Annotated in this window: 14 protein-coding genes; 9 read left to right on the top strand and 5 right to left on the bottom strand. The window is 57.4% G+C overall.

The features are described from left to right. Window positions 1-526: 526 nt before the first annotated feature. The 5 genes from HB677_RS04880 to HB677_RS04860 form a co-directional block, all read right to left on the bottom strand. Complete coding sequence (locus tag HB677_RS04880) at window positions 527-1,225, bottom strand: glycosyltransferase family 4 protein (RefSeq protein ID WP_213814535.1); 699 nt, start codon at window positions 1,223-1,225, stop codon at window positions 527-529. Between the two features lie 467 nt (window positions 1,226-1,692). After that, on the bottom strand, window positions 1,693-2,658 hold the full coding sequence (locus HB677_RS04875; RefSeq protein ID WP_213814534.1) for a glycosyltransferase family 2 protein: 966 nt from the start codon (window positions 2,656-2,658) through the stop codon (window positions 1,693-1,695). Further along, window positions 2,655-3,341, bottom strand: coding sequence for a DapH/DapD/GlmU-related protein (locus HB677_RS04870; protein ID WP_213814533.1), 687 nt, complete (start codon window positions 3,339-3,341; stop codon window positions 2,655-2,657). Before HB677_RS04870 ends, HB677_RS04875 begins: the two co-directional genes overlap by 4 nt. Beyond that, window positions 3,338-4,405, bottom strand: a complete 1,068-nt coding sequence (locus tag HB677_RS04865) for a glycosyltransferase family 1 protein (RefSeq protein WP_213814532.1) — start codon at window positions 4,403-4,405, stop codon at window positions 3,338-3,340. The genes HB677_RS04870 and HB677_RS04865 overlap by 4 nt, the downstream gene beginning before the upstream one ends. Further along, window positions 4,405-5,493, bottom strand: a complete 1,089-nt coding sequence (locus HB677_RS04860; protein ID WP_307852480.1) for a glycosyltransferase — start codon at window positions 5,491-5,493, stop codon at window positions 4,405-4,407. The genes HB677_RS04865 and HB677_RS04860 overlap by 1 nt, the downstream gene beginning before the upstream one ends. Before the next feature lie 303 nt (window positions 5,494-5,796). On the opposite strand from HB677_RS04860, the gene HB677_RS04855 reads away from it, so the two are divergent. The 9 genes from HB677_RS04855 to HB677_RS04815 all read left to right on the top strand — a co-directional run bounded on the left by HB677_RS04855 (window position 5,797) and on the right by HB677_RS04815 (window position 17,880). Further along, window positions 5,797-7,311, top strand: a complete 1,515-nt coding sequence (locus tag HB677_RS04855; RefSeq protein ID WP_307852482.1) for a malate:quinone oxidoreductase — start codon at window positions 5,797-5,799, stop codon at window positions 7,309-7,311. Between the two features lie 70 nt (window positions 7,312-7,381). Next, window positions 7,382-8,143, top strand: coding sequence for an HAD-IIB family hydrolase (locus HB677_RS04850; RefSeq protein ID WP_213814530.1), 762 nt, complete (start codon window positions 7,382-7,384; stop codon window positions 8,141-8,143). Between the two features lie 238 nt (window positions 8,144-8,381). Next, window positions 8,382-9,836: a polysaccharide biosynthesis tyrosine autokinase gene (locus HB677_RS04845; protein ID WP_213814529.1), complete on the top strand. Its 1,455-nt coding sequence runs from the start codon at window positions 8,382-8,384 to the stop codon at window positions 9,834-9,836. Window positions 9,837-9,942: 106 nt separating this feature from the next. After that, window positions 9,943-10,533, top strand: a complete 591-nt coding sequence (locus tag HB677_RS04840; protein WP_213814528.1) for a low molecular weight phosphatase family protein — start codon at window positions 9,943-9,945, stop codon at window positions 10,531-10,533. A gap of 86 nt (window positions 10,534-10,619) precedes the next feature. Then, window positions 10,620-12,026, top strand: coding sequence for a sugar transferase (locus tag HB677_RS04835; RefSeq protein ID WP_213814527.1), 1,407 nt, complete (start codon window positions 10,620-10,622; stop codon window positions 12,024-12,026). A 63-nt stretch (window positions 12,027-12,089) separates the two neighbouring features. After that, on the top strand, window positions 12,090-13,088 hold the full coding sequence (rfbB, locus tag HB677_RS04830; protein ID WP_213814526.1) for a dTDP-glucose 4,6-dehydratase: 999 nt from the start codon (window positions 12,090-12,092) through the stop codon (window positions 13,086-13,088). A 5-nt stretch (window positions 13,089-13,093) separates the two neighbouring features. Beyond that, window positions 13,094-14,485, top strand: a complete 1,392-nt coding sequence (locus HB677_RS04825; RefSeq protein WP_213814525.1) for a bifunctional dTDP-4-dehydrorhamnose 3,5-epimerase family protein/NAD(P)-dependent oxidoreductase — start codon at window positions 13,094-13,096, stop codon at window positions 14,483-14,485. Window positions 14,486-14,599: 114 nt separating this feature from the next. After that, window positions 14,600-15,910, top strand: coding sequence for a UDP-glucose/GDP-mannose dehydrogenase family protein (locus HB677_RS04820; RefSeq protein WP_213814577.1), 1,311 nt, complete (start codon window positions 14,600-14,602; stop codon window positions 15,908-15,910). An 89-nt stretch (window positions 15,911-15,999) separates the two neighbouring features. Beyond that, window positions 16,000-17,880, top strand: coding sequence for a DUF4012 domain-containing protein (locus HB677_RS04815; protein WP_213814524.1), 1,881 nt, complete (start codon window positions 16,000-16,002; stop codon window positions 17,878-17,880). The last annotated feature ends 32 nt before the right edge of the window (window positions 17,881-17,912 follow it).

Here is a 17,912-nt window from a genome sequence, read left to right as displayed (position 1 = left end):
CACTCGCTGTATAACTTCGCCGGCGTTGTATCCGGATAAAGGCGTTGTGAGTCCTGCGAAGGTGCCTCCCAGCCATGACAGGACCGACAGAACGCTGACTAGCGCGATCGCATAGGACCCGATAGCGACGAGTTCAACTCTAGGCGCGCTGTTTCGCGACATGATCCACATCGCGAGAAGGCTGGAAGCAGTCCACGACACGATATAGATGCTCGAGATAACTTCGGGGGACTTAGCAATGCTCGCGAACACGCCAAAGAGAAGCCAAATTATTAGTGGGATCCAAACTGCAGCGGAGAAAGTCCGCACTCGGGTCTGTCCCGTCTCTCGTCTGGCGCCAGCGAGCACCGCGAGTGACAGCAACAGACCTACATGTTCAGGGCGAAGCACGGCCCCGCTGAATTCGAGTCCCAGTCCGTTACTGACGAGACAAAGAACGTACAGGAACCAAGACCATCGCCACTTCGAAATTAGAAGTGGAAATATGAGTACGGCGACTGCGCCGACAATGAGAGTCGCAATCATGTCACCCTCTCAAAATGGAGCTGTCCGGCGGTTCACGTGTTAGCCATTGATCTGCGGCGTGTCGACCGTCAATTGCGGGCAAGAGGCTCTTTGCCTCGGGCGCAGTGCGCGTACTCGAAAGACCCATGACGATCGCGGCGGCAAGCTGCGCTCGGGTGGGCTTAGTAAGCACCAGATGGTCGTTAAGCTGCAGCCAATTCGCCAGACCTGTTTCGTCTGTCGTGATTACTTCGCAGCCTTCAGCGAGTCCTTCTACGATTGGTAGGCCAATCTGCTCTCGCCACGTCGCAGTGCGAACGGAGGGAAGAATTAGAACGTGAGAAAGGCTTAGGGTGCGTTCGATCGTCTCGCGTGATGGATGGAGAGACGTCTCGACGCTTGCCATCTTGCGCGCTGCAGTATGCACCAGACCTTCTAAGGGGCCCTGTCCCAAAATCTCCAACTTGGCATTTGGGATAGCGAGCAGAACCTCCGGCCAGGCATCAAGCAACTCGCGGATGCCCTTTCGGTCTTCAAAAGACCCAACAAAACAGGCCTGGTTATTTTCTCGAGCGACTGTGGTTTGAGATGCCGCAGGCAGGCCCAGAAAAATCCTGCTCTGAACCCGGACTGAACTCACACCGTAATTAGCGCCAAGCAACTCCGCGTAATTGTGCTCGGCCGCTGGCGTGCCGAAGGCGATTTTCGTTAGCTCGCGCATGACTGGCCGAAGGGCGCAGCGCAATAGGGCTCTAATTACACTTGCCGGTAGCGGAAGCTTTGACCGCAATTTGTCGACGGCGTCCATATTCTCAATTGCGTAGGTAACTAAGCGGGTTCCGGATCTTCCCGTCAGCCTTGACAGCCTCGCAAGGGTAGCCAATCCGAGCAATTTTGGGATTAGCGGAAGCGCCAATGGCTCGGGTATCTCTAGCAGTGCAAATTTACGCCGCCAGACTTGCCAAAGGAGTTGGGAGTAATTGACTCGGTGAACGTTAGGCAGGGAGGATGCAAGTGATTCGCTCCAGTCAGTTCTATGCGAGGAATAGAAAAACTCGATTTCACGAGAATCACGGATGCGTTCGATGTGGACTAATCGAGCGACTGGATAAAAACGCGCAACCGTGGGAGCCCCGGACCCATCCCCTTGGACCGCCGAAGGGCGACGTGGCGCGGTGAGCCGTCGGTTCATCTGTCGGGCCGAACGGCAGCTAGAGCGGTTGCATAGATTGAAAATCTGTGTGCGTTACGGAGTGCTTGCAACTTCTTCCTGGGTCTCGCTATCGCCAGCGCTCGGTACGCGACGGCGCGGCCTCTAAAACCGACGCCAACGATCGCTTTCCATGCGAGTGGTCCGTGAGAGGTGCGAGCAATTGTGGTTGCGTAAAGATCGAAGAGGTTCGTGATCCAGACTGTGCTCACTCTGCCATCGACATTGCTGCTGCTGCCGCCGACTTCGTGGATCGCTGTCGCGTTCGAATCGACAACAACGCCGTAACCACTTCGACCGACTCTCAAGCAGAGATCAATATCCTCTGCATACATGAACCAACGCTCTGATAAGCCATCCGCCGCGACCCACGCTGAACTCCTGATCATCAGGCATCCGCCGGACACCCAGTCCACGGTCGTGAGATTGTTACCAATGTTGCGAGGTATCAGATAGTGGCCCGTCATGAACGGCAAGCTCCCGCTCAACCGCGACAGACCCGAGGAGTGCAGAAACATGCGCCAGATACTTGGCTTAAGACCCGCACCGATCGTTGCGAATTCCGACTCCGGATCCGACACTAGTGGAGCGCAAATGCCGAGGGAGCTATCAGCGGCTAGAAGTGACGACAGCGCATTTACCGATTCCAATTCAATAATCGCGTCAGGATTCAGCAGGAGATAATTCGAGCCTGATGCTTGCTTTGCTCCTGCGTTTACAGCCTTGGCAAAACCAAGGTTGGATCCGCTATCGATGACGCGCACTGTTGGGTAACGGCTTCGAATGTGTGTCGGGGTTCCATCTGTAGAGGCGTTGTCGATGCAGATAATTTCCAAGGACCCATCGGATAGCGGGCCCAAGCAAGCATCAATGACGTGCTTGCTGTTGTAGGTAACGATGAGGACTGTGACCGTCGGGCTTGTTGAGAACTCGGAGTTCATCATTTTCGTGTACCAACAATCTTTGCCGGAACTCCCACAGCAATCGAATATGGCGGAATCGACTTCGTGACTACCGCCCCCGCGCCCACTACCGCGCCCGTTCCGATGGTGACACCCGCGAGTACCTTCACTCCAGCCCCGAGCCAGCAATCATCCTCAATTACCACAGCATCTCGTGAACCGAGTTGAGTCATTATCGGCTCGGACAATGAGGCAAAGGAATGATTTTCGGTGATTATCACCACGTCCGGACCTAGAAGACAGTTCTTGCCAATGATGAGCCCGCCCTGTCCCCATAGCGTGTTGCGGATACCGATGGCTGAATCCGAACCGATAGAGATTCCCGTGCCTGGCTCTCGGACAACAGTTGTCGCCAAAAGGCTGGAAAAAGAACCGATTGTCACACGGTCGCCAATTCGGATTCCGTTTGCTGAATAGGAATCGATCTTAGTATCGGAGGAAATGACGACGTTCTTGCCAGTAGAGAGCCATTTCGGATTCTGAATGATTACTCTCGCACCAACGAAGTGGGGCTGGGCGGACTGCGAGTAGCGTCTGCTGCGCAACAGGCCCCTAAACGCCATTTTTCCATAGCCGGATAACAGGGACATCAATACAGAAGTAGGTGAGTCTCCGAGCTCTCTGCCGCGGACGGCCTTGTACAGAAAAGCAACGACTCTCCTCACTGCACTGACTCCGTAGAAGTCTCCGCTAGTTTGGCTCGGATGGTTCGTACAACGTCGGCCCATTCCCGAATGGGGGAATGGGTCTGGAGGCGTTGTCCGCCAGCACGCAGAACATCAATAGCTGCGGCTATGGCATTGACGTCGAACGGGTCCACATAGATTGGCCCACTCCCGTTAACCTCGCGCATGACGGCATTTTCGCTCAGCACCAAGGGGATTCCGAACGCTGCCGCTTCCACTGGAGGTAAGCCGAACCCTTCGTCCAGAGAAAGATACAAGAGACCGAGAGAATGTTCGTACAGCCACCGAAGTTCACTGTCGGTGGCGCGGCCCAAGAACACAACGGAGCCGTTATCGATTTCCAGTTGCGCGATTGGATCGGTCTCATATGAGAGTCCGTTCTCCTCACCTACGATCACCAGCGGGCAGTCAGGGCGAATTGCAGAAGACAGAATAGCTGCGTCAATGACGCGACCGAGATTTTTTCGAGCGTTCAATCGCCCGACCGAAAGAAAGTAACTGTTCACTGGGGGGAGTCGGCCGGGCCGTGTTGGTGCGGCGGTCGCGAGTCCCGTGGACATTCCGAGGCCCACGACTGTCGGTGCTTTGGCTCGGCGAATAAACCTTGAAATTCGAGCTGCCTCGGAGTGAGACGATGCAAAGACGGTCGTGGACTTACGTACTAATTTGCCGATGAGGGACAGGTAGGCGCGTTCAACGTTGCTAAACCATTCCGGGTTACTGAGGAACAAGACATCTTGTATGAAGACTGCGGAGTTTTTGCTCAACGCAGCAAAATTTTGGGTAATAGCAAGCCTGTCGGTATTCCGAAGTCGCCAAGGCAGTTCAACCGCCATGGCGAGAGCATGAGGAAACAGCCGCAGCGGAATGAGAGTGACACTCGGCATTGCCTGTTTGACCGCATCCTGGTCTCGCGACCGAACAGCAAGACCCAGATCGTCATCTGGGAAGGTCTTCGACCAAGCCCTCGCAAGTTCGATGACGACTAGCCGGCCGCTTGGAGGACCGGACACCCACCAGTACGCATCCAGAGCAATTCGCATTATCTTGCCTTCACTAGAGCCAAAAGCGCTCGCTCGTAAGCCTCACAAACTGATTGCCATGAGTAGACGTCTACAGCTCGGGCGTGCGCGCGAACACTCAAATCGGACTGTGCGATTTGGTCTTCCATCAGGGAGTTAATCTTCTCCGCAATGTCATCGGGAGTCGGGTCGGCGAAGATGCCTGCGTCTCCCAACACCTCCCGATTGTAGGCCGTGTCCCGAGCAACGGTTGGTGCCCCCGCTGCCATCGCCTGAACCAGCGCGGGATTCGTTCCACCCACGCTGTGTCCGTGAAAATAGACCCCAGCATGCTGCCAAAGCGACATCAATCGATCGTCGTCGCTTACATGTCCGTACCAATGTACGTTGGCATCTGTTTTTGCGAGTCGAGAAACCTCGGCCTCGATCTCACCGCCATACCCAGATGAACCCACAATCACTACTGGCCAACGTGCACTGATTTCTGACACAGCGGAAACAAATTCCGGGATTGTGTTCTCAGGTACAAAACGGGCGACGACCAAAACGAATCCTCGGTGGGTGAGGCCCGGTTCGATCGGTAGGTCAGCGGGTACATCCCCGCCATATGGAATGAATTCTCCGTCTAGTCCGAATTCAGTGCGCCATCGTCGACCAATTTCTACGGAGTCATAAACCATTCGCGTGCCGTGCCGAGCAGTTGCCCGAGCGCCAGCGTGAAACACGCTTTTCGCGATGCGTCCCCACTTAGCTCTGTCCCACTCAATCCCATCCACGTTTACAAGGCTGGGGATGCCTCGGGCGTTGAGCAGCGGCAGGAAAAATCCGTTTGCGACATTCATCACGAGGGCCACATCGGGCTTTCGACGCAAAGCGCTTATCACCGCTGTAAATCCGTACGACAACGTGCTAACTGATTTGGTTTCCAGACCACGCGTCTCGATCGAGCGCACGCGATCGTCTCGCCCGGGATCGGACTGCCTTGTCGAGCCCTTACGCCCGTACACGGTGACATCCCACCCCTGTTCGGCTAAGTAAGGTGCCAGCTTTCGAACGGCAGTCTCGAATCCCCCGTAATAACTCGGGTACCCACGGGTGCCGATGATCACTAAAGACTTCTGGCTAGGCTTGATTGCGATGGCGTGTCCAATCCGGTGAACGTGCGGCGTGGGCCGCCGCAATCATCTTGCGTCCAGGCAGGGCTCGCGTGCGTGTGTCGATAGCGCGCATGCGAGTCACTCCCCCCGGATCAGTGACTTGGCCCACCAAATCCCGTTAATCATACGGGACGTCACGTTCATGGTTTCTGGACGCTGATTGACTCTGCCGGTGAATTAGGGGGTGCAGGATGCGGACGATTACGCAGGTGGAAAAGCCCCCTTCCCCGTGCATTGGCATTGGGGTGAGCAACGATCACGTTCCTATCGGTTCATATCGCTTCGGCCTATGCTGTCGACGTGACTAAGAACATCGATGTTGCTTTGATCGGCGGCGGAATCATGAGCGCCACCCTTGGTGCTCTGCTAAAGCAGCTTGAACCTAGTTGGGACATCCAGATATTTGAGCGGCTGAGCGGAGTTGCGCTAGAGAGCTCCAACCCGTGGAATAACGCCGGGACTGGCCATGCTGCCCTCTGTGAGTTGAATTACACACCGCAGATGCCAGACGGTTCTATAGACATAAACAGCGCGATCAAGGTAAACGAGCAATTTCAAGTTTCTCGCCAGTTTTGGTCACACCTGATCGACATTGGCGCGCTGCCTCATCCGAAGTCGTTCATAAACGCGACCCCACACATGAGCTTCGTGTGGGGAGCCGACAACGTGGAGTACCTTCGCAATCGCTTCGCCGCGCTGAAAGACAATCCGTTGTTTGCAGGCATGGAGTACAGCGAAGAAGCGTCGATAATTCGTAAGTGGACGCCGCTCTTGATTCCTGGCCGAAAGAGGGCCGAGCCGATCGCCGCAACCTACATGGCGGCGGGAACTGACGTGGATTTTGGCGCACTGACCGGGCTCCTTGTTGACTACTTGTCCGACAACGGCGGAACGCTCAATTTGGAGCAGACGGTCAAAAGAATCAAGCGCCAGAAGGACGGAACCTGGCAGCTGCACATTCGGAACGAAGTCGGGCACACGCCCAGCAGCGTCAACGCACGCTTCGTGTTTGTTGGCGCGGGTGGGAACGCATTGAACCTGCTTCAGAAGTCCGGAATACCCGAGATCAGGGGCTTTGGAGGCTTCCCAGTGAGCGGCGAGTTCTTGCGAACTGACAATCCCGCGGTGGTCGCTCGTCATGAGGCAAAGGTCTATGGAAAGGCGGGAGTGGGATCGCCACCGATGTCCGTTCCTCACCTCGACAAACGAGTGGTGAATGGTACTGCAAGCCTGATGTTCGGTCCTTACGCTGGCTTCAGCCCGAAGTTCTTGAAGACTGGGTCGTGGTTCGATCTCATCAAGTCCGTGCGTCATCACAACGTCATTCCGATGATTCAGGCTGGCGTCGGCAATCTCAGCCTGGTTCGTTATCTAGTCGGGCAGCTTGCTGCAAGCAAGAAGGCAAAATTCGCTTCCCTGAAAGAGTTCTATCCCGATAGCGACCCGGGCGACTGGTACGCAATAACGGCTGGGCAGCGGGTGCAGGTCATAAAGAACGGTCCTAACGGCGGATCGCTTCAGTTCGGCACTGAGGTAGTCGCGGCTGCCGATGGCACGATTGCGGGACTGCTGGGGGCCTCGCCGGGAGCGTCGACGGCGGTGCCCATCATGCTGGGCCTAATTGCCCAGTGCTTCCCTGATCGCATGGACGTCTGGACCCCAAAGATCAACAAAATGGTTCCCACCTTCGGCAAGAAGCTTTCAGATAATCCAGCACTCGCGAAGAAAACGATGGCAGAAACCGCAAAGGTCTTGGAGATCGCAAACTAGCCCTGATTGAATCCCCTTCAGAGTCCTCCGGGTACTGTGTACCGACCTATTCCCCGCATTAAGGATTTGTGTGCCTTCCTCTCCCCGTCTTCTTGCCTTCGATCTCGACGACACCCTCGCGCCGTCCAAGTCACCGCTCGATCCCCGGATGATTGAACTCCTCGTTGACTTGCTCGATCGTGTCGAGGTTTGCGTCATTTCCGGAGGTCAGTTTGGTCAGTTCAAAGCTCAGATCATCGACGAGCTTCCTGATGTCGCTGCCGAGAAACTCGAACGGCTTCACTTGATGCCGACTTGCGGTACGCAGTACTACCGCTTCGATGGAACGTGGAAGCAGATCTACGCACAGAATCTGACTGAGGACGAAAAGTCGCGAGCGCTGCATGCCGTCGAATCCACGGCCAGAGAGCTTGGATACTGGGAAAGTGACACGTGGGGCCCGATTCTCGAGGACCGCGGATCGCAGATTACTTTCTCTGCGCTCGGCCAAGCCGCACCAGTCGCCGCCAAGATGGCGTGGGATCCAACGGGAGAAAAGAAGAACACCCTGCGGTCGAAAGTAGCGGTTTTGATTCCTGATCTCGAGGTGCGTTCCGGAGGGTCGACATCCGTCGACATCACTCGCCAAGGAATTGATAAGGCCTACGGAATGACGCGTCTCGCGGAGTTGACTTCGATCGATCTTCAAGAGATGCTCTTCATCGGCGACCGCCTCGATCCTGAGGGAAACGACTATCCGGTGAAGGCACTTGGAGTGCCGACCCACGCGGTAGGAGGTTGGGAAGACACTGCGACTTTCCTCACTGGGTGGCTCGCTCATTCTGCTGAATAGAGCTATGTCCGCGCGGGCGGTGATGCTTGAATCTGGTGCGGGAGTCGCATTAGTGCTTGCTAGCACCGCGGCGACAATCACTATTGCCGATCAGAACCAGTAAAACGCGTCGAGCCGTCGCCTATTGTGGCTGGTACCTTTACTGCGGCGGCTTCTGTTCGCCGGGGGAGCCGGGGCGAACACTTGCGCCGCGCGCTATTGAATTTTGCTTGAAGTATCACGACGAAAGGCCGTCTCGGTGGAGCTAAGCGACTACTTGCGCATATTGCGCAAGCGCTGGATCGTTATCGTCGCGCTTACGCTGGTGGGGTTGGCAGCAGCGGCGGCAGCGACGATATTGACTACGCCGAAGTATGAGGCGTCGACCCTCTCGTTTGTGAACGTCTCAGGAAGTTCGGTTACCGACCTGGCGACAGGCGGCACGTTCGCCCAGAATCAGGTTAAGTCTTACGCCGATCTGATCGGTACGCCTCGGGTCTTGGACCCTGCCATCAAGCGTCTTGGACTCGACATTTCTGCGGAACAGCTCGCCAAGTCTGTTTCCGCGTCTGCGGCTCTTCAGACCGTGAATATTGCAATTTCAGTAGTTGACGATTCGCCGACAGATGCGGCCGCGATTGCGAACGCTGTAACTTCCAGTTTTCGCGAGCAGATCGCGGACATCACTGAGCCAGCCACCGGAACTTCTCAAGTTTCAGTAAGCGTCATGCAGCAAGCAACTGTGCCCACGGCGCCGATCTCGCCAAACACCCAACTTAACTTGGTGCTCGGACTCCTGATAGGCCTCGCTCTTGGGCTGGGCATTTCAATTCTCCGTGAAACGCTTGACACTCGCATTCGTGGCGAGCGAGATGTTCTCGCTATAACTAGCGCGCCCATCATCGGCGGCATCGCCTACGATCCAGCGGCCGTGAAACGACCGCTGATCGTTCAGGATGATCCGCACAGCGTACGCGCTGAAGCGTTCCGCACCCTTCGCACGAATTTGCAGTTCCTCAACGTTGAAGCTGGCCCCAAAACGTTCGTGATTACTTCATCGATCCCGAGCGAAGGAAAAACTACTACCTCTGCCAACCTTGCCATTGCGTTGGCTGATTCTGGCGCCAAGGTTGTCATTATTGACGGGGACATGAGGCGTCCGAAGCTTGCTGATTACATGGGCATTGAGGGCGCTGTCGGGCTGAGTGATGTTCTCATTTCGCGCGTCGAATTGGCGGATGTTTTGCAGCCCTGGGGGCGAGGTAATCTCATGGTGCTGGCCGCCGGCGCGGTGCCGCCGAACCCTAGCGAACTGCTGGGCTCGAAGGCCATGGCAGCTCTGTTGAGCGATCTCGAGGCCCATTTTGACGTGGTGATAATTGACCTTCCCCCTCTGTTGCCTGTGACGGACGCCGCGCTAGTGAGCAAGCTCACCCGCGGAGCACTCGTCGTGGTAGCCGCTGGTCGCACGCACAAGGGTGAGCTCGCAGGGGCGATTGCCGCCCTGGAGAACGTCGGCGCTCCCGTGGCCGGAGTCATCCTGACGATGATGCCGACAAAGGGCCCTGATGCTTACGGTTATGGCCGCTATGGGTACGGGAACTACGGGTACACCAGATACGGCGAAGAAGGCTCTGGGGTTAATTCAGAGTCAGCGGCGGCCGCCAAGAAGCTCGCCCCGGACTGGGGACAGGGACCAAGCTCGAGCTTGTAATGTTCATAAACGCGACGCTCTATCACGTGTTATCTTCGTAAACGCGATACAAGCTCAGTAGTGAGCACATGGGAGGTGCGGTATGTCGTCGTTGGACGGATCTGACGTGTTCCGTGTCCTCTTTGTGTGCACAGGAAATATCTGCCGATCACGCATCGCAGAGCAAGTGTTCCGAACTCGCTTTGGCAGTGCGAATATTGAATTTTCCAGCGCCGGCGTCGGCGCATTAATCGGTATGGCGATGCCAGTTCAGGCGCAGGCGGCGTCCCATCATCTCGGTGGCGACGATGACGGTCACGTAGCTCAACGTCTGACTCGAGACCTGGTGGCTGACGCCGATGTCGTCATAGCGCTTACCCGCGCGCACCGCAGTGAGATTGTGCGAACGCTTCCCCGTGCCGGCCGCTCGGCATTCACGCTGCGTGAATTGGCACGTGTTCTTGCGAGTTTCGTCAACGATCCAGATGCTGGCGCACCAGTCGAGTCTTCGTCTCTAGTCGACATCCTTCGTTCCTACGTTCCACTCGTAGCTGCACAACGTGGGTACGCAGAGCAGCCCGAATCTGCAGTTGACGATGACGTCATTGACCCGTTCCGGCAGTCGCAGGAGATTTACGACTTGTGCGAACAGCAGATCGGTAACGCAGTCGCCCAAATCGAAGCATCCATTTCACGCCTCGCGGGCGTCAGGCGATGACGGCGGGCGTCCACGTGGATCAGAGCGCCGGAGAATCCAGTCGAGGAGCTTGGGCTCAGGACCGCGACTGGGCCAAGTCGTATGCGATGCGCGTCGCGATCACCGACATGATCGTGATTACCTGGGCAGTCGTCGGTACTCAAATCGCGTGGTTTGGCACATTGGACTCGAGCCTCAACATAGAGAAATATCGAGGAGGCTTTGGGCTGAGCTATACCCTTATCTCGATCATCCTCATTGCCAGCTGGGTGGTTGTTCTGGCCGCCTTCGCTACCCGAGACGTTCGAGTAATCGGAATTGGCCCTACCGAATACAAGCGGGTCGTGGATGCGACCGTGCGCCTCTTCGGAGTTGTGGCAATCGTTGCCTTCCTCTTTCAGCTCGACCTCGCGCGCGGGTACATTCTCATGTCTCTGCCTGTCGGCGTACTTGCTCTCCTCGCCAGTCGATGGATCTGGCGCCAGTGGTTGAGCGGCCAGCGAGAGCGCGGCCTGTATTCGTCTCGTGTTCTTCTGTTGGGGACTCGCGACAGCGTCGCGGCGATCGCTCGCGATCTGGCTCGTGCGCCCTATGCCGGCTACCTCGTTGTCGCTGCGTGCGTTCCGGGAGATACGTTCGGGGGGACTCTTCGCGGTGGAATCCCGGTGCAAAACAACCTTGACGACATTCAGGCGATCATGAAGCAAAACGGCGCCGACACGGTTGTTGTCACGAGCAGCGACGAGCTTCCCCCTGAACGCATCCGTGAGCTGAGCTGGTCGTTAGAGCCCGGTCGTCAGCACCTCGTGCTGGTGCCAAGCCTCACCGACGTCGGTGGACCGCGTATTCACATGCGGCCAGTAGCGGGTCTGCCGCTCATCCACGTGGAGACCCCGAGCTACGAGGGCCTTAAGCGGTTCTCGAAGCGGACCTTCGACATCGCTGCGTCTGCGCTGCTGCTCTTGATCTTGTCACCGGTCCTGGTGATCATCGGGATGTGTGTGCGATTGAGCACGCCCGGCCAGGTGTTCTTCCGTCAGCGTCGGGTCGGACTCGATGGCAAACAGTTTGAAATGCTGAAATTCCGTTCGATGGCAATGGACGCCGAGCAGCGCCTTGATGAGGTGCGCCCGTTCCAGACGATCGAAGGCAACGCGGTGATGTTCAAGATGAAGAATGATCCGCGCGTCACTCCAGTAGGAGCCTTCCTCCGGCGATTCAGCCTTGACGAACTACCCCAGTTGTTCAACGTCTTGTCAGGTTCAATGTCACTCGTTGGGCCGAGGCCGCCGTTGGAACGAGAAGTTCAGGAGTACGAAAACCACGTACACCGCAGATTCCTCGTCAAACCAGGAATCACCGGCTTGTGGCAGGTGAGTGGGCGATCAAATCTGTCGTGGGAAGACAGTGTGCGGTTGGACCTGTACTACGTTGAGAATTGGTCGATGACCGGAGATTTCGTCATCCTGTGGCGCACGCTGAAGGCAGTTGTCGCACGGGATGGCGCGTACTAATTAGCGTAAAAATTTGCGCATGTTCGACGATATGGCTTATGCCGAGCGAGGAAGTAATCAGTAATGGGAAGAATTCTTGTAACCGGCGGCGCCGGATTTATCGGATCGAATTTCGTGCACTACGTACTGGAGAACACAGATGACTCCGTGACCGTGCTGGACTCATTGACATACGCAGGAAACCGCGCGTCACTCGATGGTCTGCCTTCGGATCGATTCAATCTCGTTGTCGGAGACATCCGCGATTCAAATCTCGTCGACGGGCTGTTTGCCGATCATGAGCAGGTAGTGCACTATGCCGCAGAGTCTCACAACGATAATTCCCTGCACGACCCGCGACCGTTTCTGGAAACCAACATCGTTGGCACGTACACCCTGCTCGAGGCAGCTCGAAAGCACGGCAATCGCTTTCACCACATTTCGACCGACGAGGTTTACGGCGACCTAGAACTGGACGATCCCCAGAGGTTCACCGAGAACACTCCTTACAACCCCTCGAGCCCGTATTCGTCGACGAAGGCTGGGTCGGACCTCCTCGTGCGTGCCTGGGTTCGTTCCTTCGGCGTGCTGGCGACGATCAGTAACTGCTCCAACAACTACGGTCCGTATCAGCATGTCGAAAAGTTCATCCCTCGCCAGATTACGAACGTTTTGGGCGGCGTCCGCCCGAAGTTGTATGGCGCGGGCCTCAACGTGCGCGACTGGATTCACGCCGACGACCACTCTTCAGCGGTATTGGCCATCCTCAATAGCGGAGTAATTGGCGAGACCTACCTCATTGGTGCTGACGGAGAGAAGAACAATAAGGAGGTCGTTGAGATGATTCTTGAGCAGCTGGGTCAACCCACCGATGCGTACGACCACGTCGTCGACCGGGCGGGGCACGACCTGCGTTACGCAATTGATTCATCCAAGCTGCGTAGCGAGCTTGGCTGGTTGCCGCAGTTCTCCGACTTCGCTGCTGGACTCTCCTCGACTATCGAGTGGTACCGCGACAACGAAGCATGGTGGCTTCCCCAGAAGCAAGCAACCGAAGCCCGCTACGCGGTGCAGGGACAGTAGAACTGATGCAGGCAGACAAGCCTCTGGCTATGCGCACGACCCCCATCCCTGGCGTGCTGATCTTCGACATTCCAGTTTTCGGTGACAGCCGCGGGTGGTTCAAAGAGAATTGGCAGCGTGCAAAAATGCTGGCCGCCGGTCTGCCTGACTTTGGCCCGGTTCAAAACAGCATCTCGTTCAACGAGTCGGTAGGAACTACACGGGGAATTCACGCAGAGCCGTGGGACAAGTTCATCTCAATCGGCCACGGTCGTGTTTTCGGAGCATGGGTTGATCTGCGAGAAGGTGATTCGTTCGGCGCGGTGTTTACCGCTGAGCTGGATCCCTCGGTTGCGATATTTATCCCGCGTGGGGTGGGGAACTCGTTCCAGACTCTCGAACCGCAAACGACCTACACCTACTTGGTCAACGAGCACTGGAATGCAGAGTCTCAGTCGCTGTACACGTTCCTCAACCTCGCTGACGAGACGGTAGCCATCGACTGGCCGATTCCACTGTCTGAATCCGAACTCTCGCAGAAGGATCTAAATCACCCGCGGCTGTCGGAGATAGCGCCGATGCCCTCGAAAAAGACGCTGATTCTCGGAGCGAACGGTCAAGTGGGACGCGCGCTCCGCGAACTGTTCCCCGACGCCGACGCGTTCGGACATGCAGAATTCGACATCACAAATCCGTCCGACTACGACACGGTCGAATGGACCTTGTACGACACGCTCATAAACGCCGCTGCCTACACTGCCGTCGACGAAGCCGAAACTCTAGATGGTCGCCGCCGTGCGTGGGCGACGAACGTCACTGCTACTTCTCAGATGGCACGAGTAGCTACCGCAAATCGACTGACCCTCGTTCACATCTCGACTGATTACGTTTTTGATGGCGAGTTGGAATCGCACGGTGAAGACGAGCCGCACACTCCGCTTGGCGTGTATGCGCAGTCGAAGGCTGCGGCCGATTCGATCGTGGCGACGGTGCCACGTCATTACATCGTGCGTACTAGCTGGGTCGTCGGGGACGGCGCAAACTTTGTGCGAACGATGGCGTCCCTCGCCCAGCGAGGTATCAACCCGAGCGTGGTCGAAGATCAGGTGGGGCGGTTATCTTTTGCCGACGACATCGCTGAGGGCATCCATCATTTGCTTGCATCGAAATCGCCGTACGGTGTTTACAACCTGACAAACGAGGGCGAGACGGTTACCTGGGCGGATATTGCTCGCGATGTCTTCAGTCTCACCGGCGCCGATCCGGATCGCGTCACTGGCGTAACCACGGCGGAATACTTCGCTGGCAAAGCCATCGCGCCGCGTCCACTGAACAGTGTTCTCGTGTTGGACAAGATTCGCGCGACTGGATTTGTCCCTCGAGACGCGAAAGAAGCCCTTCGGGAGTATCTCGCGTAGCCGCGTTCAGAAATCACCGATTCAGGACTGAACCGGTATTCTCAATTCGCGGCTCACACCTTCGCTTCGGCGGATCAGCGATTGCCGACTTACCCGAACGAAAGCATTGAACCTATGAAGATGTCTGTAATTGGTTGCGGCTACCTCGGCGCCGTCCACGCTGCGAGTATGGCGGAACTCGGTCATGACGTCGTGGGGATCGACGTCGACGCGGCGAAGATCGCAATGCTTTCTCGTGGAGAGGCGCCGTTCTTCGAGCCGGGGCTGCCCGAGATCCTGACGTCGTCAATCGCGACCGGTCGACTGCGCTTCAGCACAGATATGGCTGACGCTCAGGGTTCTCAAGTTCATTTCATTGCGGTGGGTACTCCGCAGCGCAAGGGTGAGCAGGCTGCGGACCTGACGTACGTCAATGCGGCGATCGACGGACTCATCCCGTTCCTTTCCGATGGCGATCTCGTCGCTGGCAAGTCGACGGTGCCTGTAGGTACGGCCGCCCGCCTTGCCGAGAAGATTTCAGCTGGATCGGGCGCCCTCCTGGCGTGGAATCCCGAGTTTCTGCGTGAGGGCTTCGCCGTGCAAGACACGATCGCTCCTGATCGCCTGGTCTACGGCATTCCGTCCGGCGACGCTGGCTCGCACGCCAAGGCGCTTCTGGACGAGGTGTACGCCACAGCGCTCTCCAAGGACACGCCTCTCGTCGTCACCGATTACGCCACTGCCGAGCTAGTAAAGGTCTCGGCCAACGCTTTTCTTGCGACCAAGATCTCCTTCATCAACGCGATGGCAGAGATTGCCGAGGTTACTGGCGCTGATGTCACCCAGCTGGCAGACGCCATTGGGTTTGACGCGCGTATCGGCCGCAAGTTCCTGAACGCCGGAGTTGGATTTGGCGGTGGTTGCCTTCCCAAGGACATCCGTGCGTTCACCGCGCGTGCCGAAGAGCTCGGGCGCGGAGAGTCGGTGGCCTTCTTGAAAGAGGTCGACGCGATCAACCTTCGTCAGCGCGACCGGGTCGTGCAGCTTGTCGTAGATGCGCTCGGCGGCAACGTCTATCAAAAGAAGGTCGCGGTCCTGGGGTTGGCTTTCAAGCCGAACTCGGACGACATCCGGGACTCGCCGGCACTGGACGTTGCAGTGCGACTCCACGGACTTGGTGCTGATGTGACTTCGACGGACCCCGAAGCCACGGTTCCCGCTCGTCGTCTCCATCCACAGCTCTCCCTCACCGAAGATACGATGGAGGCGCTCGAGGGTGCCGACGTAGTCGTTGTCGTGACGGAGTGGAAAGAATTCCGCGAACTCGATCCCGTGGCTGTCGCCGCGGTGGCTCGCGGCGCGATTGTTATTGATGGGCGGAACTGCCTCGACGCGGCCGCATGGCGGGACGCGGGCTGGACCTACCGCGGACTTGGTCGCCCGTAGGGTTTTACACGTGACGAATCGTAGGCTTTGCTGCATTAGTCTCGAAGTCCGTCGATTTCAGGGAATCGAACTAGGGGAATTGAGAGAGCATGTCGACCACGTCGCATAGTCGCCGCGGCCGACGCGCCAATCCGTCGCCACGACGTCGTCTGATCCTCTGGATTGTTGCGGCAGTCGTCGCAATTGTGCTCTTTGTGGTCTTGTGGGTTGCGATCCGGGCGCTCATCGCGCGTGATCAGCTGCTGGGCGCTGTGCCGCTCGTTCACTCGATCAGTGACGATGCGGTATCTGGAGACTCGGCAGGGATCGCCTCCGGCGTCGCCGAGTTGAGAGAGCGCGCGGCTAAGGCGGAGAGTCTAACTTCGGATCCAATTTGGCGAGCTACGGAAGTACTGCCCATCGTGGGGGCAAATCTCACAGCGTTCCGCGAAGCCGCAGCAATGATCCACGGGGTAGCTGACGAAGCCCTGCCGCCTCTTGCTGAATTGGCCAAGACCTTTTCAGTCGACAGTCTTTCTCCAAAAGACGGCAAGATCGACCTGAGTATCTTCACCACTGCGGCTCCACTGCTTGCTTCTGCGCGTGACGCGCTTGACAGTGCCACCGTGCAGGCGCAGGCGATTAATACCCGAGACACTGTTCCTCAGGTGGGTGAAGCCATCGATCAGCTCATCGGCGTTGTCGACTCAACGTCGGAAACTGTCGACGGGCTGGCAACGGCCGCGCAGGTGCTTCCGTCCATGATGGGTGGAGACTCTCCTCGAACCTACCTACTGCTGTCATTGAACAATTCCGAGCTGCGGGCGACTGGCGGGATCCCCGGAGCACTGGCGGTCGTCAAGGCGAACGACGGCGCGCTGAGCCTCGGCGCACGGTCGTCCGCCACCGCTTTAGGCCAGTTCCCCAAGCCGGTCTTGACGCTGACAACAGAAGAGAAGACTCTCTACAAGAACATTCTCGGTACCTACATGCAGGACGTCACGTTCACGCCGGACTTCGCTCGGTCGGGCGAACTGGCGGCTGCAATGTGGAAGCAGAAAACTGGGCAGACCCTCGACGGCGTGATCTCGGTGGATCCGGTTGCGCTCGGATACATTCTGAAAGCGACTGGCCCCGTTGATACATCGTCGGGCGTGACCCTTACTTCGGACAACGCAGCAGAGACGCTTCTCAGTACGGTGTACTCGAAGTTTCCGGATCCCGATGATCAGGACAAATTCTTCTCGCAGGTGACGAGCCAGATCTTCGGGCTACTCACGAAGGGAACCACGGACAGTGGCGCCCTGCTGAGCGCTTTGAGTGATGCGTCTGCCGAACACCGCATTCACATTTGGAGCGCTCACCCCGAGGAGCAGACCCAAATGGTCGCGTCCACCCTCGCGGGTCCGCTCCCCACGAGCAGTAAGAATGCGTCGGGGTTCGGTGTTTATTTCAACGACGCCACTGGCGCGAAGATGGACTATTACGTCCAGAGCTCGATCGGTATCTCGGCTGCCGTCTGCCGGGCGGACCAGCGTCCCAATTTCGACGTTCGCGTGCGGCTTCGTTCCACCGCGCCGGCGGACGCCGCCACCTCGCTCCCGAAGTATGTCACCGGGGACGGTGCGTACGGCGTGAAGATGGGAGATGTCAAAACAAGCATCTACGTCTATGCGCCCGCCGGATCAACGGCCACAGGAGTTGTCGTTGGGGGCAAGTCCAAGGCCTTCGTGAACAGCGAACACGATGGATTGGCAGTCTCGGGGGTCCAAGTGCAGCTCGCTCCCGGTGAGTCCACCGAGGTCTCCTTTAGCTTCGTTGGTCCTGTCGGCGCGTCGACAACCGCGACGTTGGAACACACGCCGATGGCAGGGCCTGTCTCGACAGCTCTCGACAATTACCTGGACTGCGACACCACCACGACGGCTCCAGGCGGAGACACGACGGCCCAAGCGGACGAGAACCCAGTAGTTTTCGCTCTTGCCAAGTAGGGGCCGTGCGCCCCACTATGGGGTCACAGCGA

This window comes from Glaciihabitans sp. dw_435 (assembly GCF_018449675.1).
Lineage (GTDB): Bacteria > Actinomycetota > Actinomycetes > Actinomycetales > Microbacteriaceae > Glaciihabitans.
The sequence above is the reverse complement of the archived record's forward strand: the minus strand, read 5'-3'. Positions and strand labels throughout refer to the sequence as shown.